Annotated in this window: 23 protein-coding genes; 11 read left to right on the top strand and 12 right to left on the bottom strand. The window is 66.1% G+C overall.

Annotated features, from left to right (window positions below; translation table 11 throughout):
* Positions 1-184: 184 nt before the first annotated feature.
* Genes AC1ROK_RS18095 through AC1ROK_RS18085 form a run of 3 tightly spaced genes read right to left on the bottom strand, consistent with a single transcriptional unit; the run spans position 185 to position 3,733 of the window.
* Entirely contained in the window at positions 185-955 is a 771-nt protein-coding gene (locus tag AC1ROK_RS18095; RefSeq protein WP_492849442.1) for an IclR family transcriptional regulator, read from the bottom strand.
* A gap of 22 nt (positions 956-977) precedes the next feature.
* Complete coding sequence (locus AC1ROK_RS18090) at positions 978-2,276, bottom strand: type III PLP-dependent enzyme domain-containing protein (protein WP_492849440.1); 1,299 nt, start codon at positions 2,274-2,276, stop codon at positions 978-980.
* Positions 2,267-3,733: a M81 family metallopeptidase gene (locus AC1ROK_RS18085; RefSeq protein ID WP_492849438.1), complete on the bottom strand. Its 1,467-nt coding sequence runs from the start codon at positions 3,731-3,733 to the stop codon at positions 2,267-2,269. The genes AC1ROK_RS18090 and AC1ROK_RS18085 overlap by 10 nt, the downstream gene beginning before the upstream one ends.
* 230 nt (positions 3,734-3,963) lie before the next feature.
* On the opposite strand from AC1ROK_RS18085, the gene AC1ROK_RS18080 reads away from it, so the two are divergent.
* The 11 genes from AC1ROK_RS18080 to pip all read left to right on the top strand — a co-directional run bounded on the left by AC1ROK_RS18080 (position 3,964) and on the right by pip (position 14,053).
* Positions 3,964-4,791: an IclR family transcriptional regulator gene (locus AC1ROK_RS18080; protein WP_492849436.1), complete on the top strand. Its 828-nt coding sequence runs from the start codon at positions 3,964-3,966 to the stop codon at positions 4,789-4,791.
* An 8-nt stretch (positions 4,792-4,799) separates the two neighbouring features.
* Positions 4,800-6,284 (top strand): M81 family metallopeptidase, encoded by a 1,485-nt coding sequence (locus AC1ROK_RS18075; RefSeq protein ID WP_492849434.1) that lies wholly within the window; start codon positions 4,800-4,802, stop codon positions 6,282-6,284.
* Positions 6,285-6,301: 17 nt separating this feature from the next.
* Positions 6,302-6,688, top strand: a complete 387-nt coding sequence (locus AC1ROK_RS18070; RefSeq protein WP_244488473.1) for a RidA family protein — start codon at positions 6,302-6,304, stop codon at positions 6,686-6,688.
* A gap of 111 nt (positions 6,689-6,799) precedes the next feature.
* Positions 6,800-8,149, top strand: a complete 1,350-nt coding sequence (locus AC1ROK_RS18065) for an aspartate aminotransferase family protein (RefSeq protein ID WP_492849432.1) — start codon at positions 6,800-6,802, stop codon at positions 8,147-8,149.
* A gap of 273 nt (positions 8,150-8,422) precedes the next feature.
* A complete protein-coding gene (locus AC1ROK_RS18060) occupies positions 8,423-9,490 on the top strand; it encodes a LysR family transcriptional regulator (RefSeq protein ID WP_492849430.1) in 1,068 nt (355 codons plus the stop codon).
* A gap of 102 nt (positions 9,491-9,592) precedes the next feature.
* A complete protein-coding gene (gene pqqA / locus AC1ROK_RS18055) occupies positions 9,593-9,676 on the top strand; it encodes a pyrroloquinoline quinone precursor peptide PqqA (protein ID WP_055046352.1) in 84 nt (27 codons plus the stop codon).
* A 31-nt stretch (positions 9,677-9,707) separates the two neighbouring features.
* Complete coding sequence (gene pqqB, locus AC1ROK_RS18050; RefSeq protein WP_492849428.1) at positions 9,708-10,610, top strand: pyrroloquinoline quinone biosynthesis protein PqqB; 903 nt, start codon at positions 9,708-9,710, stop codon at positions 10,608-10,610.
* On the top strand, positions 10,607-11,371 hold the full coding sequence (gene pqqC / locus AC1ROK_RS18045) for a pyrroloquinoline-quinone synthase PqqC (RefSeq protein ID WP_492849426.1): 765 nt from the start codon (positions 10,607-10,609) through the stop codon (positions 11,369-11,371). The genes pqqB and pqqC overlap by 4 nt, the downstream gene beginning before the upstream one ends.
* The gene (gene pqqD, locus AC1ROK_RS18040) at positions 11,368-11,697 is read left to right on the top strand and encodes a pyrroloquinoline quinone biosynthesis peptide chaperone PqqD (protein WP_492849424.1); all 330 of its coding nucleotides are present in this window, start codon (positions 11,368-11,370) and stop codon (positions 11,695-11,697) included. Before pqqC ends, pqqD begins: the two co-directional genes overlap by 4 nt.
* The gene (gene pqqE, locus AC1ROK_RS18035) at positions 11,694-12,893 is read left to right on the top strand and encodes a pyrroloquinoline quinone biosynthesis protein PqqE (protein ID WP_492849422.1); all 1,200 of its coding nucleotides are present in this window, start codon (positions 11,694-11,696) and stop codon (positions 12,891-12,893) included. The genes pqqD and pqqE overlap by 4 nt, the downstream gene beginning before the upstream one ends.
* Positions 12,894-13,120: 227 nt before the next feature.
* Positions 13,121-14,053 carry a prolyl aminopeptidase gene (gene pip, locus AC1ROK_RS18030; protein ID WP_492849420.1) on the top strand — a complete coding sequence of 311 codons (933 nt, stop codon included), beginning with the start codon at positions 13,121-13,123 and terminating at the stop codon, positions 14,051-14,053.
* Positions 14,054-14,143: 90 nt separating this feature from the next.
* Here the strand turns inward: pip and AC1ROK_RS18025 are convergent, their stop codons facing one another.
* The 9 genes from AC1ROK_RS18025 to AC1ROK_RS17985 all read right to left on the bottom strand — a co-directional run bounded on the left by AC1ROK_RS18025 (position 14,144) and on the right by AC1ROK_RS17985 (position 25,080).
* Entirely contained in the window at positions 14,144-15,043 is a 900-nt protein-coding gene (locus AC1ROK_RS18025) for a siderophore-interacting protein (RefSeq protein ID WP_492849418.1), read from the bottom strand.
* Positions 15,044-15,268: 225 nt separating this feature from the next.
* Positions 15,269-16,042, bottom strand: a complete 774-nt coding sequence (locus AC1ROK_RS18020) for an exodeoxyribonuclease III (protein WP_492849416.1) — start codon at positions 16,040-16,042, stop codon at positions 15,269-15,271.
* A gap of 20 nt (positions 16,043-16,062) precedes the next feature.
* Positions 16,063-16,707 (bottom strand): alpha/beta hydrolase family protein, encoded by a 645-nt coding sequence (locus AC1ROK_RS18015; protein WP_492849414.1) that lies wholly within the window; start codon positions 16,705-16,707, stop codon positions 16,063-16,065.
* Entirely contained in the window at positions 16,707-17,786 is a 1,080-nt protein-coding gene (locus AC1ROK_RS18010) for a tetratricopeptide repeat protein (RefSeq protein ID WP_492849412.1), read from the bottom strand. The genes AC1ROK_RS18015 and AC1ROK_RS18010 overlap by 1 nt, the downstream gene beginning before the upstream one ends.
* A gap of 67 nt (positions 17,787-17,853) precedes the next feature.
* Complete coding sequence (ku, locus tag AC1ROK_RS18005) at positions 17,854-18,750, bottom strand: non-homologous end joining protein Ku (protein WP_492849410.1); 897 nt, start codon at positions 18,748-18,750, stop codon at positions 17,854-17,856.
* Positions 18,751-18,759: 9 nt separating this feature from the next.
* Complete coding sequence (gene ligD / locus AC1ROK_RS18000; RefSeq protein WP_492849408.1) at positions 18,760-21,228, bottom strand: DNA ligase D; 2,469 nt, start codon at positions 21,226-21,228, stop codon at positions 18,760-18,762.
* Positions 21,229-21,452: 224 nt separating this feature from the next.
* Positions 21,453-22,466, bottom strand: coding sequence for a LacI family DNA-binding transcriptional regulator (locus tag AC1ROK_RS17995; RefSeq protein ID WP_492849406.1), 1,014 nt, complete (start codon positions 22,464-22,466; stop codon positions 21,453-21,455).
* A gap of 26 nt (positions 22,467-22,492) precedes the next feature.
* The gene (locus AC1ROK_RS17990; protein WP_492849404.1) at positions 22,493-23,509 is read right to left on the bottom strand and encodes an ABC transporter permease; all 1,017 of its coding nucleotides are present in this window, start codon (positions 23,507-23,509) and stop codon (positions 22,493-22,495) included.
* Positions 23,506-25,080: a sugar ABC transporter ATP-binding protein gene (locus AC1ROK_RS17985; RefSeq protein WP_492849402.1), complete on the bottom strand. Its 1,575-nt coding sequence runs from the start codon at positions 25,078-25,080 to the stop codon at positions 23,506-23,508. Before AC1ROK_RS17985 ends, AC1ROK_RS17990 begins: the two co-directional genes overlap by 4 nt.
* Positions 25,081-25,162: the final 82 nt, after the last annotated feature.

The following is a 25,162-nucleotide window of genomic DNA, read 5'->3' as shown; positions in this document are numbered from 1 at the left end:
TGTCAATAACGCCAGGTTTCGTCAGGGGGAACAACGGCGGCAGAGAGTATCGACCTTAGGAGCGGCTGGAGGGAAGGTTGGCGGATCTGTCAGCTAACCCACCACGACCGCCCCACCCACGGCATCCGGTGGGTTGGGCAAAGCCCGAGCCCCAATCAGGCTCACCGGTGCAGCGCGAAACCCTTCAGTGCTGGGCCGACAGATGTGTGGAAATCCGCTTCGCCGCGCCCTTCAGCGCATCGGCCGCCACCATGGTGAGCTCCGGCTTCATCCGCCGCTCCGGCGCCGACAGGCTCATCGCCGCCACCGGGTAGCCGGTCCGGTCGAGGATCGGCACGCCGATGCACATCAGCCCGTCCTCGTTCTCGCCCACTTCGATGGCGTAGCCGCGGCGCCGCACGTCATCGACCTGCCGGCGCAGCTTGTCGGCATCGGTCAGCGTGTTGATGGTCCGCTGCGGCAACTCGCTGCGGAGCGCCAGCGCATCCGCGTCGGGCAGGAACGCCATCATGGCCTTGCCCAACGAGGTCGAATGCGCCGGATGCCGGTGCCCGATCCGCGCATTGGCGCGCAACGGCCGGCCGGGCTCCAGCATATCGATATAGACCACCTCGTTCTCCGACAGCACGGCAAGGTTCACCGTCTCGTGGAAGGTCTCCATCAGCGTCCGCATTTCGGGCTGGGCGATATCGCGCAGCCCCTGCAGCTCCTGGTCGACCCGCGCCAGCGAGCGGAACTTGCTGCCGACGCCATAGCGATCGCGCTTCAGGTCGTGCTCGAGGAACTGCGCTGCCGACAGCGTCTGCAGGTAGCGGAACACCGTGGTCTTGGGGAGCTTCAGTTCCTGCACCGTCTCGGTGAGCGTCACGTCGTGTCCCTGCCGCGCCACGTAATCCAGCACCTGCAGGGCCTTCATCACAGGAAGAACGATATAGTCGCCACCAGACTTGCTCATCGCTTACCCCTTGGTTGATCGGTCAGAAGAACGTTTTGAGGGCGCCGGTTACGCCGTAATCCTCGTCGACCAGCACCAGCATCTGCCACTTGTCGAATGTCGTGCACGGATGCCCGATGCCGAACGCCACCATGTCGCCGGCCTCGAGCGGGCTGTCGGTGGGCGTGGTCATGTGGCAGTGCTGGTCGTTGAGCGCCACCACGGCATGGCCCGCCGGCATCGTCTCGGGCTTCGCCATCCGGCCCGGCCGGAACCAGCGCAGCGGCACCGGCATGCCGGCATCGAAGCTGATGTCGCGCTTGCCCATGGTCAGCACGGTGCGCCCATCCTCGGGGCGCGACTGCACATAGGCCCACACCTCAAGCGCCGCCTCGAGCCGCCCCTCCGGCAGCTTCAGCGAGGTGTCGTTGATGATGCGCTCGAAGGCTGCGGCATAGGAGATCGAGTCATGCGTCAGGTAGCAGCCCGAGCGGAGCACCTTCACCACCGGGCGGGCGAACGCCACCTGGTTGAAGCGCGTGCCGACCCGGTCGAAGAACGCCGAACCGCCGGCGCTCACCACCACCGGCTGGCCATCGCGGAACAGCCCCTCGGCGAGCGCGCTCACTGCCAGCGCCGCCACATCGTCGATCAGCCCATCGGCGGCTTCCGGCGTCGGCAGCAAGCCTTCGAAGCACTCGAACCCGCCCAGCACCAGGCCCGGCGTCGACGCAACGACGCGCGCCACCTCCATCGCCTGCTCGCGGGTCCGCGCCCCGGTGCGCCCACCGAGAAAGCCGATCTCGACCAGCACACGCAGCGGATTGCCCTTGGGCGGCGGGTTGCGTTTGGCGCCGTCCGCCAGCAGCTTCAGCCCCGGCAGCCCGTCGGCCAGGCAGTAGAGCTCGAAGCCGTCGCCCTGCAGCGCGCGGAAGCAGGCATCGATCGCCTGCGCGCCCACCGGCTGGTTGGCGATCAGCACGCGCTTCACCCCGAAACGGACGCAGACGCTGAACTGCTGTACTGTGGCGACGGTGATCGCCCAGGCGCCATCGGCCACCTGCAGGTCGAACAAAGCCGGCGACATCGTGGTCTTGCCATGCGGCGCGATCACCAGGTCGTTCTCCCCGGTAAAGGCGCTCATCCATTGGCTGTTGGCGCGCACCACCTCCTGCCGGATCACCGCCAGCGGCAGCGGCATGTCGCCCTTCAGCACGTTCCAGCCTTGCTGGCCAACCTCGCCCACGGTGAGCGCCGGCGCGTCGAACGGCAGCCCCTTGGTCAAGGGGTCGAGCGGCTGGCGATCGAGGGCGGCGAGGTCGAGACGAGGAATCAGAGCCATGGGTGGGGATCCAGCGGATAAATGGGACGGCGAAGCTTGGTGTACGGGATCATCCTGGGATCGCTCGGGAACGGCCCGCCGGTATCGAGATAATGGATCTTCGCCGCGATCTTGGAGAATGCGGCATAGAAGTGGTTCGACGACTTCACCACCACGACCTTCTTGGTGCTGAGGTCGATGCCCAGGTTGGTGAAGGCCGGCGGACTGAAGGTTTGCGACCGCCCGGTGGCGAGGACGATATCGACGTTGCCGATGCTGATCGCCGCGGCCGGCCCCAGCGACACCCAGCTCTGCTCGAACGGGATCAAGAGGTTGTCCGACACGGCCTTGACCACCACGTCGGCATCGACCGGATGGCCGGACGTCTCCGACACCTTGCCGCAAAAGCGCAGCCGGATTGCCGCGCCGACACCGGCCGCGCGGCAGAACTGCACGGCGATCGGGTCCCACAGCGCGCCGATGGCCGACGGGATTTCCGGATGCGCCAAGAGCGCATCGATCATCACCGAGGAATCCCCGGCAACGCCGCCGCCCGGGCTGTCCCAGCGGTCGGCAAAGACGATCGGCTGCCCCGGCTCGGCCAGCGCCTGCTGGATCGCCTCCTCGGGCTTATAGTGATAGGGCCCGGCCGCGCCCGGCGGCCAGCCGAGGATCTCGCGCCCCAACTGCTCCGCCAGCGCCCTCGCCTTGGCGCGGTTGGCCTCGCCATCGGCCACCACGAATACCTTGCAACCGACATCGGCGACATCGGCCGGGGTGAAGCCGTGCGTCACCGAGATCGAGAGGATGCCGTCCTTGCCTTCCATCTCCATCAGCTTGTCGACGAAGCTGCGACCCGGCTCGCGGCTGGTCATGAAGGCGGAGCTGAGCGAGCGAAGATCGAACACTTCGGTCACCGGCTCGATCTCGCCCCGCGCCGTGCGGAGGCACAGCTCGACCAAGTCCTCGGCGCGCGCCAGGAAATCGGTGTGCGGAAACTCCTTGAACGCCACCAGCACGTCGGCATTGTCGACCCGCTGCTGCGTCAAGTGGTGGTGCATATCGAGCTCGGCGCCCACCACCACGCCCGGCCCGACGATCTCACGCGTTCGCGCCAGCAGGTCCCCCTCGCAGTCGTCATAGCCGCGCGCCACCATGGCGCCATGCAGGCCATAGAGCACGATGTCGACCGGCATCGCCGCCCTGAGCTGGTCGAGGATTTCGTCGCGCAGGCTCTCATAGGCGCCCTGCGAGATCAGTCCTGCCGGCTCGCCCCAGGTCGCGGTGCCTTCGATCAGCGTGAACCCGTCGGTCTTGGCCCGGCGTCGTGCCGCTACCATCGGCGCCGAGCAGAGCGTCGGCGTGTCCGGATGCGTGCCTGGCGGGCAATAGAACGCTTCCTCGAAGGCGCTGCGATCGACGAACAGCGGCGAGAAGGTATTCGTTTCGGTGGCCAGCGACGCTACAAAGACCCGCAACTCGTTTGCTCCCCGGCAATGCCATCCATCCTACATGATGGAACGACCCCCTGCTTGTCGTGCTGGATGTAATGATAATGACGGCCGGGCTGTCAACTCTACCGAGGTCGCATCTCGGCAAAAGCTTGTCGCAATGCTTGCGCCGTGCTGGCTCTCGTGTCTTATTGCGCCGGTAGCAGCCATCCGGTGAATGTTCTACAATGTGGAACCAACCGCGAGAGACCGTGCGAATGCCCAGAACCAGCGCCCCCGACAACGCGCAGACCAGTACCCCCACGGCCGAGGCCCGCATCCAGTCGGTGGCGCGCGCCAAGGCCCTGCTCGACGCCATGGCCGGCGGCGATTGGGTATCGCTGCGCGACTTGGCGATCCGTACCGGCCTCGCCAAGACCACCGCCTTCAATCTGGTCAGCGCGCTCGTCGATGTCGGCCTCACCGAGCGCGACGCCAAGGCCGGCGCCTATCGGCTGAGCCTGCAGCATCTGGTCTACGGCAAGGCGGTCGAACGCCGGCTCGACATCGCCGCCATCGCCCGCCCGCATCTGATCCGCCTCTGCGCCACGACGCGCGAGACAGTGAACCTGGCGCTGCCCGGCCCCACCGACGCGGTGATCGTCGAAAGCCTCGAGGGTAGCCAGTCGCTTCGCGTCTCCTCCTATTCCGGCACCCGCGCCGCCTATCACTCTACCGCCTGCGGCCGGGCGCTGCTTGCCCACCAGCCGCTCAACTTCCGCCGGATCATCTACTCGGTCGGCAACCTGCCGGCAGCGACCTCACGCACCATCACCGATCCCGAAGCGCTCGAGACCGTGCTCGAGCGCTGCCGCACGCTCGGCTGGGCCACCGAGTTCGAGGAAAACGAGATGGGCAGCGCCTGTGTCGCCGCACCGATCTTCGGGCCTGGCGGCGACGCCATCGCCGCCGTCAGTATTGCCGGCCCGTCGGCCCGCTACGAACCCGAGAATATCGAACGGCTGGGCAAGCTCCTCGTCGCCAGCCTTGCCGAGATCACCGCCGAAATGACCCATCACGCGCCGCATCCGAGCCCAAATAAATGACCTCGCAAATGACCAAGCCTCGCATCCTTCTCGCCGGCCTGTTCCACGAGACCCACACGTTCGTCGACGAGATCACCGGGCTCGACGAATTCACCATCAACCGCGGCGCCGCGGTAACGGCGCGGCGTGGCGACGGCTCGACCATCGACGGCTTCCTCGAGGTCGCGGAGGCTGAAGGCTGGGAAGTGGTGCCGGTCGCCGATTTCTCCGCGCTCCCCTCCGGCACCGCCGACCATAGGGTGTTCGAGCTGTTCTGGAGCGAACTGCGCACCGGCCTCGAAGCAGCGCTCGCCGATGGCGGCCTCGATGGCATCTGGCTGGCGCTGCATGGCGCCATGGTCACCACCGAGAGCGTCGACCCGGAAGGCGAACTGCTGGCCCGGATCCGCAAGATCCCCGGCGCCGAGACGCTGCCACTGTTCGGCGTCTTCGACCTCCACGCGACTTTCACCGCCGCCATGGCGAAAAATGCCAACGGTCTCGTCGCCTATCGCGAGAACCCGCATACCGACGCCAACAAATCCGCCGTGCGCTCGGCGCAGCTTCTCGCCCGCGCCCTGCGCGAGGGCGTGCTGCCGCACATGGTGGCCCGCAACGCTCCGATCATCTGGGCCCCGACCGGCGTCGGCACCGCCGATCGCCCGATGCGCGATCTCGAAGCGCTGGCCCGCCAGATCGAAGCCGAGAACCCGGAAATCTGGACCGTCAACGTCGTCGCCGGCTACTCGTTCTCCGACATTCCCGATGCCGGCGTCGCCTTCTCGGTCACCACCACCGGCAACGATGCCGACGCCAAGGCCGCCCTCGACCGGCTGGAAAACCTCGCCATCGAGCTGCGCGAGCTCGGCATCCCCACCGAATGGGATCTCGATGCCGCGCTCACCGAGGTGAAGACCCTCTCCGGCGGCCCCTATGTCATCGTCGAGCCCTCCGACAATATCGGCGGCGGCGCCCCCGGCGACTGCACCCCGGTGCTGCGCGGCTTCCTCCGCCACGGCATCACCAACGCCGCCGTCGCTATTGCCGACGCCGCCGCGGTCCGCGCGCTTGAGGGCTTGAAGCCCGGCGACAAGCGCACCCTGTCGATCGGCGGCAAGGGCAGCCGGCTCGACCCCGGCCCGGTGGAGCTCGAAGTCAGCTTCGTCAGCCGCTCGGACGGCGCCTTCACCCTCGAGGATCGCCACAGCCACCTCGCCGCCATGCAGGGCATCCACTACAATATGGGGCCCTCGGCCGTGGTCGAGGCCAACGGCATCAAGATCCTGTTGTCGAGCCGCAAAACCCCGCCCTTCGATCTCGGCCAGTTGCGTTCGCAGGGCATCATCCCCGAACAGCTGTCGGTGATCGGCGTCAAGGCGGCCGTCGCGCATCGCCGCGCCTACGACAAGATCGCCAAGGGCAGCTACACCGTGACCACCCCCGGTCCCTGCACCAGTGCCTTAACGACCCTGCCCTACCAGCGGCTTCGGAAGCCCGTCTTCCCGATCAGCTGAGAATATTGGAGTCATCGATGATCGAATATCCCAGCGCGCCGGACACTCCGCGCTCGCATCTACCGTTCAGCCCGGCCACCAAGGTCGGCGAGCTGATCTTCGTTTCCGGCCAGGCCTCGGTCGATGCCACCGGCAAGATCGTATCGGACAGTTTCGAGGGCGAGATGCGCCGCTCGATCGAGAACCTGCGCAAGGTGCTCGAGGACGCCGGCAGCGACCTGGCGCATGTGGTCCAGACCCGCAACTATGTGCGCGATGACGCGGACCTGGCGCTCTACAACCGCATCTACCCCGAGTATTTCCAGGCGCCGTTCCCGGCCCGCACCACCATCACCAATTGCCTCGGCGCGGCGCTCCGTTACGAGATCGACTGCATTGCCGTCGCCAAGAACTCCAAAGCATAACTGCCGGCGTTATCAGCTTTCCGCCCATTTTTTCGCCTCGCGAAACCGGCGGCCATTTACAACTTTCAGGCCCTGGGGCCACTTGGACTACAAGAATTGAGGAGTCCCGCGTTGACCGTTACATCCCCTGCCGCACCATCGGCCGCTCAGTCACGCCCGCTCAGCTTCGATAAATCCGTCGAGGCGATCCGCACCAACTCGCAGTGGATCTCCGGCGGCGTGAACAGCAATTTCCGCCTCAACATCTCGCCCACCCCACTGGTGTTCGAGCGTGGCGAAGGCGCCTATCTCTATGACGTCGATGGCAACCGGCTGATCGACTACTACCTCGGCATGGGCCCGATGATCCTCGGCCACAAGCCGCAGGCGCTGGTCGATGCAGTGAAGTCGCAGATCGACAACGGCATCCTGTTCGCCGGCCAGACCGCCATCGAAGCCGAGGCCGCTCGCCTCGTCTGCGAGCTGGTGCCGTCGGCCGAGCGCATGCGCTTCGGCTCCTCCGGCTCAGAGGTCGACCAGGCGGCGATGCGGCTTGCCCGTGCCGCCACCGGCCGCACCAAGATCCTGAAGTTCGAAGGCCATTACCATGGCTGGTTCGACAACGTGCTGTGGTCCACGGCTCCGGCCGTCGACGCCGCGGGTCCCGCCGACGCACCGGTCCCGGTGATCGGTTCGAAAGGCCAGCTCAAGGATACCGCCGATACCCTCGTCGTCCTGCCCTGGAACAATCTCGAGCTGCTCGAGGCGCGGCTCGCTGAGGGCGATATCGCTGCCGTCATCATGGAAGCGGCGATGTGCAACCAGGGGGCCGTGCACCCGCTCGCCGGCTATCTCGAGGGCGTGCGCGAGGCCTGCACCAAGACCGGCACCATCCTGATCTTCGACGAAGTCATCACCGGCTTCCGTCTCGCCCCCGGCGGCGCGCAGGAACTGTTCGGCGTCACCCCCGATCTCTCGACCTTCGGCAAGGCCATCGCCAACGGCTTCCCGGTGGCGGCGATTGCCGGCCGCGCCGACCTGATGGACATGTTCACCTCGGGCGGCGTCGTCCATGGCGGCACCTATAACGCCCAGCCGATCGCCATGGCGGCGACCGCTGCCACGCTGAAGTCGCTGACTCCGGCGCTCTACAAGAAGATCGGCGTTTCCGGCACTGCGCTGCAGGAAGGCTTCAAGGAGATCTTCGCCTCGGCTGGCGTCACCGCTTCGGTGGTCGGCTTCCCGCAGGTCTTCCACGTCGCCCTCGGCCTCGACAAGCCGGCCCGCGACTACCGTGACCTCGCCAAGATGAACCGCCCCGCCTACATCGCGCTGACCACCGCCCTGATGTACCGCGGAGTCCGCGCCCTCGAACGCGGCGCCTGGTTCCTCTCCAGCGAACACGACGCCGGGGTTATCAACGACACGCTGGCTGCGATGCAGGATGCGGTGCGTGAGCTGAAGGCCAAGGGTACGCTGTAGCTTTTGTCACCAGGGCCGGTGCGGGAAACGTACCCCCACCCCTGTCCCCTCCCCGCAAGGGGGAGGGAGACGCTTCGACTGACACCGGTGTCTGCGGGACGAAGGCAATGGCCACAGGGTCACCTCCCCCCTTGCGGGGGAGGGACAGGGTGGGGGGCTCTGTGCGCGCCGGCCTATCGGTGTCGAGAGCCCATACCCCCGCCTCCAATCCTCTTCATTGGCAATCCGACTGCCGTCTCGCGTTAAGCCCATTCCTCAGTTAGGAGTGGCAGCATGACCGACGACGACGACGATCGGACCATCCCCACGGATCTCGCCGCCCTGCTGCAGACCGGACGACCGCGCTCCACCTTGCGCGCCCGTCGTCCGGAAATCACGCTGCATCAGCTCCGCATCTTCTGGGCCGTCGCCCATTCCGAAACCCTGACCCGGGCCGCCAAGCAACTGGGCCTCGCCCAGCCCTCGCTGTCGCAGCAGCTGTCGAAACTCGAGACCACCGTCGGCACCCGGCTGTTCCGCCGTCACTCCAACGAGATGACGCTCACCGAAGCCGGCACCTATCTCTTGCCAAAGGCCGAGCAGATTCTCCGCAACATGCAGGATCTCGAGGATGGGCTCGGCCAGTACAGCGGCGGCCACCGTGTCACGGTGCGCCTCGCCGGCATCAACTCGGTGTTGCGCGTCGTGCTGCCGACGGCGCTGACCAAAACCCAGGCCAGGTTCCCCGATATCGACTTCGATATCCAGGAAAGCGCCCCGGCCGACATCCTCGAAATGCTCTATGGCCGCCGCGTCAATATCGGCCTCCTCGCCGCCAATTCGGTGGCGGAAGCCAGCGTCGGCTTCCTGCAGATCCCCATCATCGAGGATCCCTATGTGCTCGTCGTCCCCGAGCAGTTGAACCTCGACGACCTTACCGACCCGCGCGAACTCGCCCCTGCGGATTGGGCCATGCTCAACCGCTCGATCCAGTTCATCTTCGGCACCCAGCACGCCAAGCGCGTCGCCGATTGGTACGACCAGATGCTGCCCGAGCATCGCGTCGCCGCCCAGTGCCGCAGCTTCGAGGTGGCGATCGGCCTCGTCCGCGCCGGCTCCGGTATCTGCCTTGCCCCGGCGCTCTCCACGGTCAGCGGCAGCGCTTCGCTCGACGGCGTGCGGCTCTATCGCATCAATGCCAATGCGCGCCGCATCGTGGCGCTTGTCGCCTCGCAGTACCGCCGGCAGGAGCCTTACGCGAGCCTGATCGATGCGCTGCAGACCGCCGGGGAAACGCTGGCCCTGCCGCGCATCCGGCCCACGCCGCCCTTCCTCGATCGTGCCTCTCTCTCCGAATTCTAACCAATAGGCCTTGTCTATCAGCATGATAGAGTGCGGGCCCCGGCGTTCTCCCTAAACTCCTCGCTCGCGGCACCAAGCCGTGAATCGTGAGGAGAACTTCAAATGAAGTCCTGGAAGAAGCCCAAGCTGGTCGAAGTGCCGGTGAGCATGGAAATCAACATGTACGCTTGCGCGACCCGCAAGTAATCACGTCGATCCTGCCGCGGGGACGGGCCTCATGCTCAGCATAATTGTCCTGGGAACCGCGGCGGGTGGCGGGGTGCCGCAATGGAATTGCGGCTGCGACAACTGTCGCGCCGCCCGCAACGGCCATCCCGAGCTTCAGGCCACGCAGGCCTCGATCGCCGTCAGCGCCGACGAGGCGCACTGGTTCCTGATCAACGCCTCGCCGGACCTGCGCCAGCAGCTCACGCAGACCCCGGCGCTGCACCCGCGCGCTTTGCGCCACAGCCCGATCGCCGGCGTCATTCTCTCCAACGGCGAAGTCGACGCCATCGCCGGGCTGCTGAGCCTGCGCGAGGGCACGGCATTCAAGCTCTACGGCCACCAGCGCGTACTGGACCTGCTCGCCGAGAACTCAATCTTCAATGTGCTGAAACCGGCGCTGGTGCCCCGCATCGGCATCACGCCCGATGCAGCGTTCGAGCCGCTTCTGCCCGATGGCACGCCGTCCGGTCTCGAGATCCTCCCCTTCATCGCCCCGGGCAAGGCCGCGCTTTTCGTCGAGGACAGCAGCGCCAACGAAGATGGCGATACGCTGGGCTTCGTCATCCGCGACCGAGCGAGCAGCGAAGGCCTGGTCTTCCTCGCCGCCTGCGCGGCGCTGACCCCGGAGGTCGAGGCTCACTTGCGCGGCGCCAAGCTGGCCTTCTTCGACGGCACGCTGTTCACCGATGACGAGATGATCCGCCTGGGTCTGTCGGCAAAAACCGGCCAGCGCATGGGCCACCTGGCCATGTCCGCCGCGATCCCTGCCCTCGATGGCCTCGGGATCGAGCGGAAAATCTTCCTGCACATCAACAATTCGAACCCCGCCCTGCTGCCCGGCTCGCCGGAGCGTCAGGCGGTGGAACAGGCCGGCTGGCAGATACCGGCCGACGGGATGGAGATCACGCTATGACTGCACTCACCGCCTTCTCGGTCCCGGCCGATGCCCCGCTCGATACGCCGGAGCAGCTCGAGGAGCAGCTCCGCTTCATTGGCGCCACCCGCTACCACAGCCTCCACCCGTTCCATGCCCTGCTGCATGGCGGCAAGCTCAACCAGGGCCAGGTGCAGGCCTGGGCGCTCAACCGCTACTACTATCAGTCGACCATCCCGATCAAAGACGCGGTAGTGATCTCGCGCTTCCGCGATCGCGACACCCGCATCGAGTGGCGTCACCGCATTTCCGACCATGATGGCGATATCGGCACCGAAGGCGGCATCGAGCGCTGGATCAAGCTGACCGAGGGCCTTGGCCTCGATACCGACTACGTCGAGAGCGCCGAAGGCATCCTGCCGGCCACCCGCTTTGCCGTCGAAGCCTATGTGCATTTCGTACGCGAGAAATCGCCGCTCGAGGCCATCGCCTCCTCGCTCACCGAGCTGTTCGCGCCGAACCTGCATGAGGAGCGCATCTCGGGCATGCTGAAGCACTATGACTTCGTGAACCCCGAGGTGATGAGCTATTTCAGCCGCCGCCTCACCCAGGCGCCACGCGATTCCGAGTTCGCCCTGAACTATGTCAAACAGCACGCCAAAACGCCTTATGAGCGCCAGCTGGTCTGCAACGCCCTGATCTTCAAGACCAACGTGCTCTGGGTGCAACTCGACGCGCTCTACCACGCCTATGTCGAGGGCCACGTGCCGCCCGGCGCCTTCGTTCCGGCCATGCCATGAGCACCGCCACAGCTCCCGCCGCCCGCCGCCGGCTGATCGTCGCCGAGGACAGCATCCCTACCCTCGCCCGCGGCACCCGGCTGCGCTACGACGAGGCGCGCCAGCGCTGGGTGCTGCTGGTGCCCGAGCGCGTCATGGCGCCCGACGAGATCGCCGTCGAAATCCTGCAGCTCTGCGACGGCCAGCGCAGCGTCGCCGCCATCATCGACCAACTGTCCGAGGCCTATGCCGCGCCGCGCGACGAGATCGGCGCCGATGTCATCGCCATGCTGCAGGACCTCGCCGGCTCCGGCTTCGTGGTCGAGGCTCGAAAGGACGCGCCATGAGCCCCACGCTGCTCGATACCACGCCCGTCTTCGCCGACCCGACGGATGGTCTCGCCATCCTCGAAGAGAAGTCCGTCGCCGAAACCTACGGCATTCCTCTCGCCGTGCTGCTCGAGCTCACCCATCGCTGCCCGCTGCAATGCGGCTATTGCTCCAACCCGGTCGAGATGGAGCGTGCCGGCAACGAGCTCACGACCGACGAGTGGAAGAAGGTGCTGACCGAACTCGCCGAGATCGGCGTGCTGCAGGTGCATTTTTCCGGCGGCGAGCCGACCGTCCGCAAGGACCTCGCCGAATTGATCCAGCACGCCAGCGAACTTGGGCTCTATTCCAACCTCATCACCTCGGCGGTGCTGCTGAACCGCGACAAGCTGGCGGCGCTCGCCGATGCCGGCCTCTGCCACATCCAGATCAGCTTCCAGGGCAATGAGCCCGAACTTGCCAACCGCATCGCCGGCTTCAAGGGGCATAGCAAGAAACTGGAAGCCGCCGGCTGGGCCCGCGAGCTCGGCCTGCCGCTGACGGTCAATGCGGTGATGCACCGGCAGAACCTCCACCAGTTGCCCGGCATGATCGACATGGCCGTGGCCCTCGATGCCGATCGCATCGAGGTGGCGAACGTCCAGTATTACGGCTGGGCGCTGAGGAACCGCGCCTCGCTGATGCCCACCATCGCCCAGATCGACGAGGCTACCCGCATTGTCGAAGCGGCCTCGCTGCGTCTGAAGGGCATCCTTGATATCGACTATGTCGTCCCCGACTACTACGCCGACCGCCCGAAGAAATGCATGGGCGGCTGGGGCCGGCAGTTCTTCAACATCACGCCGGCAGGCAAGGTGCTGCCCTGCCACGCCGCCGAAACCATCACCGAGCTCGATTTCGAGAGCGTACGCTCCAACCACTCGATCGCCTGGATCTGGCAGAACTCCGACGCCTTCAACCGCTATCGCGGCACCGGCTGGATGCCCGAGCCGTGCCAGAGCTGCGCCTTCAAGGAGCTCGATTTCGGGGGCTGCCGCTGCCAGGCCTTCGCCCTCACCGGCAGCGCCGCCAACACCGACCCCGCCTGCAGCCTGTCGCCGCGCCATAGCGAGATCTTCAGGACGGCTGAACAGGAGTCTGCTACCGGAACGAACCGCTACATCTACCGCAACTTCGCGGATGGCACGCTGGAGCCTGAGAGCGAGCAGTCATGAGCCCCTTGCCGAGAGCCAAATCTCTGGCCGCGTGCTAACCACACCCACCGGCTGTCACTGCTCCCCCTCCCCCCTGAGGGGAGGGGCTGGGGGTGGGGGTGGTGAGGGACGCTCGGTGCTGACTGCACCACCCCCTCCCTCGGTCCCTCCCCTCAAGGGGGAGGGAGGCGATCGCACCGTCCGCCTGCGGCGTACGACGGCCGATATGTAACAAACGAGTAGCACCAGTGGACGACCTCTCCCCCACCGCCCTCACCACCCTCCGCCTCCCTGTCGGCGACGGCCATGAGCTCTATGTCGAGACCCTCGGTGCGCTTGACGGTATCCCCGCGGTTTACCTGCATGGCGGCCCCGGCAGCGGCTGCCAGCCGGCGCACCGCCAGCTGTTCGATCCCAGCCGCTTCCGCGCCGTGCTGTTCGACCAGCGCGGCGCCGGCCGCTCCACCCCGGCGCGCTCGCGCGAGGCCAATACCACCGCCCACCTGATCGCCGACATGGAGCGGCTCCGCACGCATTTCGGCTTCGAGCGCTGGCTGGTGGTCGGCGGCTCCTGGGGGGCGACGCTCGCCCTCGCCTATGCCGAGGCGCATCCCGAGCGCGTGCTCGGCATCGTGCTGCGCGCCACCTTCCTCGGCACCCGCGCCGAACTCGAATGGGCCTTTGGCACCGGCCTCTCGACCTTCTATCCGGCGCTTTACGAGGATTTCCTCAGCCTGTTGACGCCGGAGGAACGCCTCTCGCCGGTCGACAGCTATTTCCGGCGCATCCTCGATCCCGATGTCGCGATCCACGCCCCTGCCGCCCGCGCCTATGGCGATACCGAGCGCATCCTCTCCGAAGTGCGCCCGGCGACGACGCGGCTCGATTTCTCGCCCTCGTCCCGCATCCCGGCGACGGCGCTGATGGAAGCGCACTATTTCAGCCATGACAGCTTCATGGCGCCCGACCAGTTGTTGGCCAACGCCCACCGCCTCGCCGGCATCCGCGGCATCATCGTCCAGGGCCGCTACGACCTGCTCTGCCCACCCCGCACTGCGCATGCGCTGGCGGCGATCTGGAGGGATGCGACGGTGCAGGTGGTCGACAATGCGGGTCACTCGCTCGGCGACCCGGGGATTACCGAGGCGGTGACGGCGGCGGTCCGGAGTTTTGCGGGGTGAGCGAAATCAGCCGCCCGCGTCCCCTCGCCCCTGAGGGGAGAGGGTAGAGCAGCTAGGACCGAAGGTCCGTAGCGGAACTAGGGTGAGGGGCTAGAGCCCGAACTTCTCCATCACGGCTTCGACGTCGTCGCGCACGTCCTGCGCGTCGCGGCCGGAGCGCCAAAGATCATCGATCTGCTTTTTCACCGCCGGATCGAGCGCGCCCCAGTTGCGCTCCCATTCCGCCAGCTTGTCGGTCCAGTAGCCGGTGATCGAATAGCGCGTCGCCGGCCATTTCAGTTCGTGCCGCAGGTACTTGCGGATCGGCCGCACGGTCTTGGCCTCCGACGCCACCCACACATAGACCGAACGATCGGCCGGAAAGCTCATCGACTTCACCGCGTCTTCGAGCTGGCTCGCCGCGATGCCGTTGCCGGCGCCATGGAGCCAGACGATCTTCACCTTGGCCTGACTCTCGAACTGCTGCTCGTGGCTCTTGTCCGGCACCTCGACGATGACCCGCGCCTCGACATGTTCGGCGAGCCCCTCAAGCAGCCGGCCCAGCGCCGGGAGGCCCGTCGCATCGCACACGAACAGCTGCCAATCCGCATCGGCGGGCGCCTCGTAGATGCCGTAGGGCTCGCGCAGCACGATCTCGTCGCCGGGTTCTGCGGCCTGCGCCCACTCGCTGGCGCGCCCGTCCTTATGCACCACGAAATCGAGATCGATCTCGCCGTCGCGGAAATAGCGGATGGTGTAGCACTCGCAATGCGCCGGCTTCTTGCCCGCGGGATACTTCCAGAAGCCCTGCGCATCGACCTCGGGCAGCACCAGCTCGCCGGTGGCGAGGTCGGGGAAGAACAACCGCACATACTCGTCGCCGACGCCGGTCGATTTCAGCGCCTCGATATCGGGGCCACCCAGCGTCACCCGCACCATGCCCGGCGTCACCATCTGCCGGCCGATAACCGTGCCCTTGATCAGCTTCAGCGGCACCATCGTCAAACCCATCGCTCAAAACAATGGGTACTGCGCTACTAATTCTGATGTTTGCAGTCAACTTAAACGTCGGATTCGGCGAGGCTAGTGCTGGTGGCCCCCCCTCCCGGCCTCCCCCATCAAGGGGGAGGTGTCAGACCGGTGGATTGGGCTGGATCGTGCCTTACGCACCGCACAGCACCTCTCCCCTTGTGGGGGAGGATGGGAGGGGGAGCCCCACGCACAAGGCGACGGGCCTCACACCTTCAGCTCGATCCACACCGGCGCATGATCGCTCGCCCCATCCTCACCACGCACCTCGCGATCGATTCCCGCCGCCCCGAGCTTGCGCACCAACTGCTTGCTCAGCAGCATGTGGTCGAGCCTGAGCCCGGCATCGCGGGGCCAGCGGTTCCGCATGTAATCCCAGAAGGTGTAGAGCGTCTCGTTGGGGAATTTCTTCCGCAGCGCGTCGGTCCAGCCCTGGTCGAGCAGCCGCTGAAACTGCTCCCGGCTCTCGGGCTGCACCAGGGCGTTGTCCCGGTACGAGGTGGTGACATAGATGTCGCGCGGCTCGGGGACGATATTGTAGTCGCCCGCAAGCACCACCGGCACGCCGCTGTCGAACAGCTCCGCCGCATGCGCGATCAGCCGCTCGCCCCAGCTCAGCTTGTAGTCGAATTTCGGCCCCGGCTGCGGGTTGCCGTTGGGCGCATAGAGCGAGGCGATCACCACCCCGTTCACCGCTGCCTCGATGTAGCGCGCCTGCGTGTCCTCGGGGTCGCCCGGCAGCTCTTCTGCCGTCAGCACCGGTTCGACGCCCTTGGCGAGGATGGCGACGCCGTTCCAGCTGGCCTCGCCCCGCCACACCGCCCCGTAACCGGCATTGGCCAGCGCCGTCGCCGGGAACTGGTGATCCCGGGCCTTCAGCTCCTGCAGGCAGACGACATCGGGCTGGGCCTCGTCCAGCCAGGCGAGGAGATTGTCCAGCCGCCGGTTGACGTTGTTGATGTTGAACGTCGCGATCTTCAATACCGGCCCCGAAGCGTTTTCTAGGGCGCGATGCGCCCGACCCATGCGGTGACGCTGTCGGCTATGGTCTTCAGGTGATCGGCGGTCGAGAACCCGGAAATCGCCTTGCGCGGCTTCAGGTCGTGATCGCCGTCCTCGAGCCACTTCACCTCGATCTGCGGCGACAGCCCATAGGTCGCGACCTCGTCCGGCACGCCGAACTCATCGCGCGTCCCCTGGCAGATCAGCGCCGGGGTCTTCAGCCCGATCAGGTGCTTGGTGCGCAACTGCGTCGGCCGCCCCGGCGGATGGAACGGATAGCCGAGGCAGAGCAGCCCGGCGATCCGGCCAGCCTCATATTCGGCATCGGCGATCATGCTGGCGACCCGCCCGCCCATCGACTTGCCGCCGATCAGCAGCGGCCCGGTGGTCGGTCCGAGATCGTCGATCGCCGCGACATATTCCGGCATCACCGTCTCGGCCTTCGGCGGCGGCCTCTTGCCGGCGTCAGTCCGCCGGCCCGCCATGTAGCCGAACTCGAAGCGCGCCACCCGGAAACCGGCCGCGGCGAGCGCCTTGGTCGTGGCGTTCATCGAGGCCGAGTCCATCGGCGCCCCGGCGCCATGCGCCAGGAGGATCGTCACCCGAGCATCCTCGGGGCCGTCGAAGAGAAAACTGGTCGTCATCAGCCAGCCGATTTCCGTGTGTGAAGGTCAGCATAGGCGATGCCGCGCGAGGCGGTCTTCGCCCACTCCGAGTCCTGGTCGAGTTCGAGATAGCGCACCCACCAGCGCCGGGCTTCGCCGAGGTTCCCGGCGTCATACTCCAGCGTCGCGAGATTGTAGATCGCATCGGCATAGTCGGGGTCGATGTCGATCGCGGTCTTGAGGTGCTGGCGCGCGATGGCGATCTTGCCCTCCTCGCGCAACAGCCCGGCATAGTTGAACCACGCCTCGACGAAATCCGGATCGCGCTTGATCGCCTGCATATAGGCGTTCGCCGCCTCGGAATTGTCGTTCGCTGCTTTCAGGCAATTGGCCCGGTTATAGGCGGCCACCGAGTCGTTGGGGTCGATCGACAGGCAGTGCCCATAGAGCACCGCCGCCTCGGCAAATAGCCCCGCCGCTTCCGCCGCCTCCGCGAGCGAAAAGTACTCCTCGGACTCGTCCTCGATCGGCGCCAGCGCCAGGAGCCGCTGCCCATCGAGCTCGGCCGGCTGATCGCCGATCAGCGCCCGGATGCGCTTCGGCCCGCCCGGATGCAGCGACATCGCCGTCAGCGACTGTACCGGCCCGGAGCGATGCACCGAGCGCGCAATCGCCCCCCAGGTGGCGCCGCCGGCGAGCAGCCCGGCATATTTGCGCGACAGGATCAGGTCGCGGAACGAGAAGGGTTCGGTGTGATGCTCGAACGCGTCGAACAGCACCAGGAGATCAAAGGCGCGGGCGTCGAGCTTCGACTGATCGAGCAGCGACTGCCGGCTGAGGTTGGATTGCTCGGGCGCGCTTAAGAGCCCCAGCCAGCGCAGAAACCCATTCTCGCTGATCAGCGATGCGTCGGTCTCGCGCAAGCTCGCGACCTTCAATTCGATCTCGGCGTCCGACAGCTTGTCGAGCAGTGTCCGGCCCAGCACCAGCGTGCCGGTATGGCGGGTCAGGCCACGCCGCAGCCGGCTGCCCTTGCTCCCCACCGCCCGCGCCGCCAGCCGTCGCGGAAACGCGCTGAGCGCCCCCACGATACCGACAGTGCTGTCCGATTTCCGCATCAGCTGATTCTACGGGTCACTGGGGTGATTTGCCAGCCCAGTTCGCTTGGCGCCCAAGCGCACCGGATCAAGCCTTCTTCTTCGCCGCCGGCTTTGCCGCTGCCGCCTTAGAGGCCGCCACCGCTTCCTTCAGCGAGGGCTTCTTGGCCGGCGCCACGGTCTCGACCTTGGCCTTGCTCGGGGCGGCAGGCTTGGCCTGTCCGAGGCTCGCCTTCAGCGCGTCCATCAGGTTGATGACGTTGCCGCGCTCCGGCGCCGCCGCGATGATCGGCTTGTGACCCTTGAGCTTCTCGCGGATCATCGCCATCAGCGCGACCTCGTAGCGATCCTCATAGTCTTTGGGGTTGAACGGCTTGACCTTCTGCTCGATCAGCTTTTCGGCGAGATCGAGCATTTCCTGGTCCGGCTTCACCTCAGGAATGTTGCCAAAATACTCGGCCGTCCCCCGCACCTCGTTCGGGTTGCGCAGCACAGTGACGAACATGCCGTTCTCGCGCGCCCCGATGGTGATCACCCGCTCGCGGTTGGTCAGCACCAGCCGCGCAATGGCAAGCTTGCCCGATTGCCGCATCGCTTCGCGCAGCACCGCGAAGGTCTCTTCCGCCATTGCCCCGTCCGGCGCCAGATAGTAGGGCGCGTCCTGGTAGATGACGTCGACCTCGTCCTCGTCGACAAAGGCCTCGATGTTCATGGTGTGGTTGGATTCGATCCGCACCGCTTCGAGATCGCTGTCGTCGATGATGATGTACTGCTTGTCCTCGTACTCATAGCCTTTGACGAGGTCGCTGCGCTCCACCAGCCCCAGCTCGGGATCCACCGGTTTCATGTTGATCCGGTTATGGGTGTCCTTGTGCAGCTGGTTGAAGGTGATGCGTTCCGACGCGCTCGTCGCCGGATACATCTTCACCGGACAGCTGACCAAACTCAGCTTGATATAGCCTTTCCAGCTTGCCCTGGGTGCCACCGTCGCCTCCTACGCGCGCGTACTACGTCCAGCCTTGGATGATGCAGGCAGAGGGCGGGCTGACAGGTTAATCTCGGCCCACGGATCGCCGGACGTGGTTAATAATCCCGGAAGCGTAGAGTAGTTCAAATCCACCGGAGCGTCGATGCTTTCGAGATCGCGCCAGTCGAGCGGCGTCGAGGCCGGCATATTGGTCCGCGCCCGCAGCGAATAGGGTGACACTGCGGTCGCACTGCGGGCGTTGCGATGGATATCGATCAGGATGCGCCGCTTGCGGTTCTGCGCCCCGATGGTGGTAACGAACGTGTCGGGCGCAGTCTTCGCCATCGTTGCTGCCATCTCGCTGGTGACTGCATGCACCTGCTTCCAGGTCTGCTTCGGCTCGATCGGCACCACCAGGTGCAGCCCCTTGCCGCCCGAGGTCTTGACGAACGGCACCAGCCCAAAGGCTTCGAGCTCACCGCGCAGATGCACCGCCGCCTCCACCACCTCGCGGAACTCGATCCCCTCCCCCGGGTCGAGGTCGAAGGTCACCCGATCGGGCTGTTCGAGATGCGTCAGGTGGCTACCCCAGGCATGGAATTCCACCACCCCGAACTGCGCCAGCGCCAGGTAGCCCTTGGCGTCCTCGATGGTGAGGTAGGTCCTGTCCTCCTCGTCGGAGTTCTGCGTCTCGAACACATTTATCGAGGCCGGCATGCCCTTGAAAGCGTGGCGCTGAAAGAAACAATCCTTCGGCAACCCGGTCGGGCAGCGGAACAGCGATACCGGCCGGTTGAACAGATGCGGCAACATGAAATCGCCCACCGCCGCGTAGTAAACGGCGATATCGAGCTTGGTCGGGCCGCTCTTGCCGAACAGCCGGCGCGTCGGGTTGGTGATCGAAATCGAGGCGAGGTCGGCATCGGTGATCAGCCGCTGCCGCGGCGCCGCCGAGGCCGTGAGCTCAGTCTCGATCAGTCCCTTGAACACCGAGTGCCGCAACAGGTTGTCCGAGGTGCGGTTGGCGTAGTGGACCTTGCAGCGCAGCACCGGCTGCACCCAGATGATGTCCTTGGGCGCACCCTCGAGCTTCAGCGCCGGATCCCGCAGGGGTTCCAGCCGGCGCTCCAGTTGCGCCAGCATCGCGGCATCGAAGCCGGTGCCGCATTTGCCGCGATACTCGAGTTCGCCATCGACGAACTCCGCCAGCGCCAGCGAGGCCAGCCCCTCGGCCGCCGCCGACACAGTATAACCTGCTATGACGAAGTCGCCGACCGGCTTGGCTTTCACCTTCACCCAGGTAGTGGTGCGTCCCGACTGGTAGGTCGCGTTGGTCCGCTTCGAGACGATACCCTCGAGCCCCAGTTCCGAGACCCGTTCGTAGAGCGCCTCGCCATCGCCCTCGACATGGTCGCTGAGCTGGATCGCCGAGCGCCCGCTGATATGCCCGCCCAGCATCTGCGACAGCAATTGCTTGCGGTCGGTCAGCCCGGCGCCTCTGAGGTCGTAGCCATCGAGGTAGAGCAGGTCGAAGGCATAGAAATGCAGCTTGCTGCCGGCGCCTTCCGACAGCGCATCCTGCAGCGCCGAGAAGCGCGAGATGCCCTTCTCGTCCAGCACAACGATCTCGCCGTCGATGATCGCCTGCTTGACCGGCAGCTTGGCGAACTCCTTGGGCAGGTCGCCATAGCGCCTGGTCCAGTCGATGCCGCTGCGGGTGATCAGCTTCACCTTGCCGTCGATCACGTGGGCAATGGTGCGATAACCGTCGAACTTGATCTCGTGCAGCCACTGCGCCGCCCGCGTCTCCTTTGGCGGTTCGGTCGCCGAGGCGGCGAGCTGTGGCTCCACCTGCTCGGGCGGCGGCGCCTTCACCGCGCCGGTAACGCCCGAGGCCTTCAGCAGCTTCACCGGTTTCGGCTTCGCCGCCTCCAGCAACTGCTCGGTCGTGAGGCCGGATTTCACGCTCTCCGGCCGTTCGGTGAGGATATCGGTCTCGGTGTCGACGGCCGGATCGTGCTCCTTGAACAGCAGCCAGTTTTCCTTGTCGTTGTCGCCGGGGCGGCCCTTGAGCCTGGTCAGCATCCAGCCGCCCTTCAGCTTTTCGCCCCATAGCCGGAACTTGAAGCCGCCCTTCCTGAGGCCGGCGTCGACATCCTCCATCGGCGCCCAGTCGCCGGTATCCCAGACGATCATCGGCCCGCCGCCATACTCGCCCTCGGGGATCACCCCCTCGAAGTCGATATACTCGATCGGGTGGTCCTCGGTATGCACCGCCAGCCGCTTGTCGGCCGGGTTGAGCGAGGGGCCGCGCGGCACCGCCCAGCTCAGCAGCACCCCATCATGCTCGAGGCGGAGGTCATAGTGATCGGCGGTCGCCGAATGCTTGTGCACCACGAAGCGCGTGCTGCCGGACGCAACGGCGCCCCCGGCGGGCTCCGTGGTTTTGGAGAAGTCGCGTTTCCCGCGGTAGCTGCGTAGTTTCTGCTCGGCCATAGGCGCGAAGCTAGTGCATTTCCCGATCGAGTTGCAGTGCTTTGACTACGGGATAGCTTGGTGGCTCCCCCTTCACCCGTCTCGGCCTGCGGCCGATCCACCCTCCCCCGACGGGCAGGGGGCGATCGCTACATTCTCCGGATTCTTCTCCCCATCGGGGAGAAGGTGGCCCGAAGGGCCGGATGAGGGGAAAGCCACGATGGCAACGGAACAGGTGGCCATCATCAGCTCTCGCCGGCCGGCCACCGTGCCGATTGCCGGAATATCAGCTCGGGCTTTAGCTGCGTGCTCCGCGGCAGCGGCACGCCGCGATCGAGGTGGTTGATCGCCGCTTCCGCCGCACTGGTGCCGATTTCGGCAATTGGCTGACGCACCGTAGTCAGTGGCGGGAAGAAATGCGCCGCCGACTCGATGTCGTCGTAGCCGACCACCGAGATCTCGCCGGGAATCTCCACCCCGGCATCGTGCAGCCCATGCAGCAGCCCGATCGCCATGATGTCGCTGAGCGCAAAGATCGCCTCGGGCCGCGGTCCAGGTCGCGCCAGGATTTTGTGCGCCGCGGCGAGCCCGCCATCCATGGTGAGGTCGGTGCGGACCAGCCAGTCCCCATCGAGCGAAATACCATGCGCCGCGAGCCCCGCTGTCAGCCCGGCGATGCGATCGGCCATCCGCGGGTGGCTTTCCGGCCCCGAGACGCAGACGATGCGCCGAAAGCCTGATGTCGCGAGATACTCACCCACCAGCCGCCCGCCTTCGACCGAGTCATCGGAGAACACCGAGGCCACCGTATCGGCCGGCGCATCGATCGCCACCACCGGCACGCGCTTGATCTGCCCAAGCCGGCGGAAAAACTCGGGGCTGGCATTGGTGGTCATTACCACCATGGCGTCGACCCGCTTGGTGAACAGCGTCCGCATATAGGCGACGAGGTTGGTCGCCACGTCGTCGGTGTTGCAGATCATCAGCGTATACCCGTGCTTGAAGCAGGCGCGCTCCACCCCACGGATCACCTCGCCGAAGAACGGGTTAGAGGTGGTGGTAACGATCATCCCGATGGTGCGCGTCCGGCTCGATTGCAGGGCGCGCGCCACGTCGGAGGGAAAATAGCCGAGATCGGCGATCGCGGCGTTGACCCGGCGGGCAGCGTCCGCGCTCACCGGGCGGGTGTTGTTGATCACATGGGAGACGGTCGTAAACGAGACGTTCGCACGCTTTGCAACGTCCTTGATGGTGACCATTGCTGCTCCCGGGGGGTGGCCGTCCTCTAGCTGCGTGACCTCGACTTGAGCCAGCGGTCGAAGGCCACGGCGACGATCAGGATCAGGCCGATGACGATGGACTGCGTGTAGGACGAGACGTTGTTGAACTGCAACCCGTTCTGCAGCACGCCGATCAGCGCCGCGCCGACGACGGTGCCGCCGACGCTGCCGATGCCGCCGAACAGCGAGGTGCCGCCGATCACCACCGCCGAGATCACTGTCAGCTCGTAGCCGATACCCGCCACCGCCTCGGACGAGTTGAGCCGCGCCGAAAGGACGAATGCCGCGAGCCCGGCAAAAAACCCGACGATGACGTAGACCGAGATCAGGATGCGATCGACGCGCAGGCCCGAGAGCCGCGCCGCCTCGGCATTGCCGCCCACCGCGTAAACCGCCCGGCCATAGCGGGTGTAGCGCAACACCAGGTGACAGAGCAGCGCCGCGATGGCGAAGATGATCACCGGCACCGGCACCGGCCCGACCAGCCCGGTGCCGAACCAGCGCATCGACGCATCGAACCCAGAGATCGGCCCGCCATTGGAGAGTGTCAACGTCAGCCCGCGGAAGATGGTGAGCCCGCCCAGCGTGACGACGAACGGCGGCACTTTCAGCCGGGTAATCGCCAACCCCTGCACGCCGCCGGCCACCGAGCCGACGATCACCGCCGCGAGCAGCGCCGCGAACCAGCCAAAGCCCTGCCCGCCGCCTGATGATAGCGACATCGAATTGGCCGTGCCGCCCTTCGCCACCACCGCCGCGACCATGCCGCAGAAGGCAAGGAGCGAGCCGACGCTGAGATCGATTCCGGCGGTGAGGATAACGAAGGTCATGCCGAGGGCGATCAGCCCGGTGATCGAAATCTGTCTGAGGATGTTGAACACGTTGATCGGGTCGATGAAGCTCGGCTTCAGCGCTGTGAAGACCACGACCAGCGCCAGCAGGAACAACAGCGGCCCGAAGCGCTTCAGGATGCCGAACGTGTTGGGGCCTTTCTTTTCGGCGGGCTCGGTTGTCGTCGTCATCTGGTCTCCCCCTGCCGCTGGTCGAGCGCCATCAGCGCCATCAGTTTTTCTTCCGTCGCTTCGACTGCCGGCATTTCGCCGGTGATCCGCCCCTGCCGCATGGTGACGATCCGGTCGCTCACCGCCAGCACTTCGGGCAGTTCGGACGAGATCACCATCACCGCTATGCCGCGCGCCGCGAGTTGCACCAGGATCTGGTGCACTTCCGCCTTGGCCCCGACATCGACGCCGCGCGTCGGCTCGTCGACGATCAGCACCTTGGGGTCGCGGGCCAGCCAGCGGGCAAGGATCACCTTCTGCTGGTTGCCGCCTGACAGCCCATCGATCGATTGCTCCGGCGACGCCATGCGGATGGAGAGCGCCTTCTTGTACTCGGCCAGCGCCGCGCGCTCCTTGCCCTCAGCCATCAGCCCGAGCCCGTTGGAATAGGCCTTGAGCGCCGCCACCGAGAAATTCTGCAGGATGCCCAGCATGGCGAAGATCGCCTGGTGCTTGCGATCCTCCGGCACCAACCCGATCCCGAGCTCGATTGCATCGGCTGGCGAGGCCGGGGTGATCGTCTGCCCATCGAGCGTAATTGTGCCGGCAGCGATCCGGTCGGCTCCGAAAATCGCGCGCGCCAGCTCGGTGCGGCCGGAACCCACGAGCCCGGCCACGCCGAGGATCTCGCCGGCCTTGAGATCGATATCGACACCATCGAGCACGATGGCATGCGGCGCCTCCGGGTCGCGCACCGTGCGCAGGCCCCTGACGCTGAGCCGCACCGCGCCGGCGGCATTGCGCTGCGTCGGTCGGGCGTAGAGTTCCGACGCCGCCCGCCCCACCATCTTCTCGATGATCTGCGGGATGGGGATTGGCGTGTCGGTGCGATTGAGATGCCCGGCGAGCCGCCCGTCGCGCAGCACCGTCATCCGGTCGCAGATCGCCGAGGCCTCCTCCAGTCGATGTGTCACGAACATGATGGCGACGCCCTCGGCCCGCAGCTGCTTCATGATCCTCAGCAACTGGCTGACCTCTGTCTCGGTCAGCGCCGAGGTCGGCTCGTCCATGATGATCAGCCGGCTCTCGAGCGACAGCGCCCGCGCGATCTCGACCAGTTGCTGCTCGGCCACCGACAGGGCCGAGACCGGGGTATGAGGATCGATCGTCAGCCCCACCCGGGCAATGATCCCGGTGGTTTCGCGCCGCATCCGTCGCCAGTCGATAATGCCGAAGGCGCCCAGCGGCGCCCGGCCGATGAAGATGTTCTCGGCCACCGACAGCGTCGGGATCAGGCTCAGTTCCTGGTAGATAGTGACGATGCCGGCGCGCTTGGCCGCATCCGGGCTATGCGGGCGATAGTCGGCACCATCGAACACGATGCGCCCGCTGGTCGGCGGCTGCGCCCCCGAGAGTATCTTGAGCAGCGTTGATTTGCCCGCGCCGTTCTCGCCGAGCAGCCCGAGGATTTCTCCCCGCCGCACATCGAGCGAAACGTCGTTGAGCGCCACAACGCCGGCAAAATGCTTGGAGACGCCGACCACTTCGAGTAGCGGCGCCGCGAGTTGTTCCGCGGCGGCAACTGCAGCCATCGGTCCCCTCCCGAATGGTTTCACGGTCGCGCTTCCGAACCGGGAAAGTCTGCAACTTTCCTGGAAGCGCTCCAGATGCCAC

It is taken from the genome of Devosia sp. GW821-FHT12F11 (assembly GCF_058806655.1).
The sequence above is the reverse complement of the archived record's forward strand: the minus strand, read 5'-3'. Positions and strand labels throughout refer to the sequence as shown.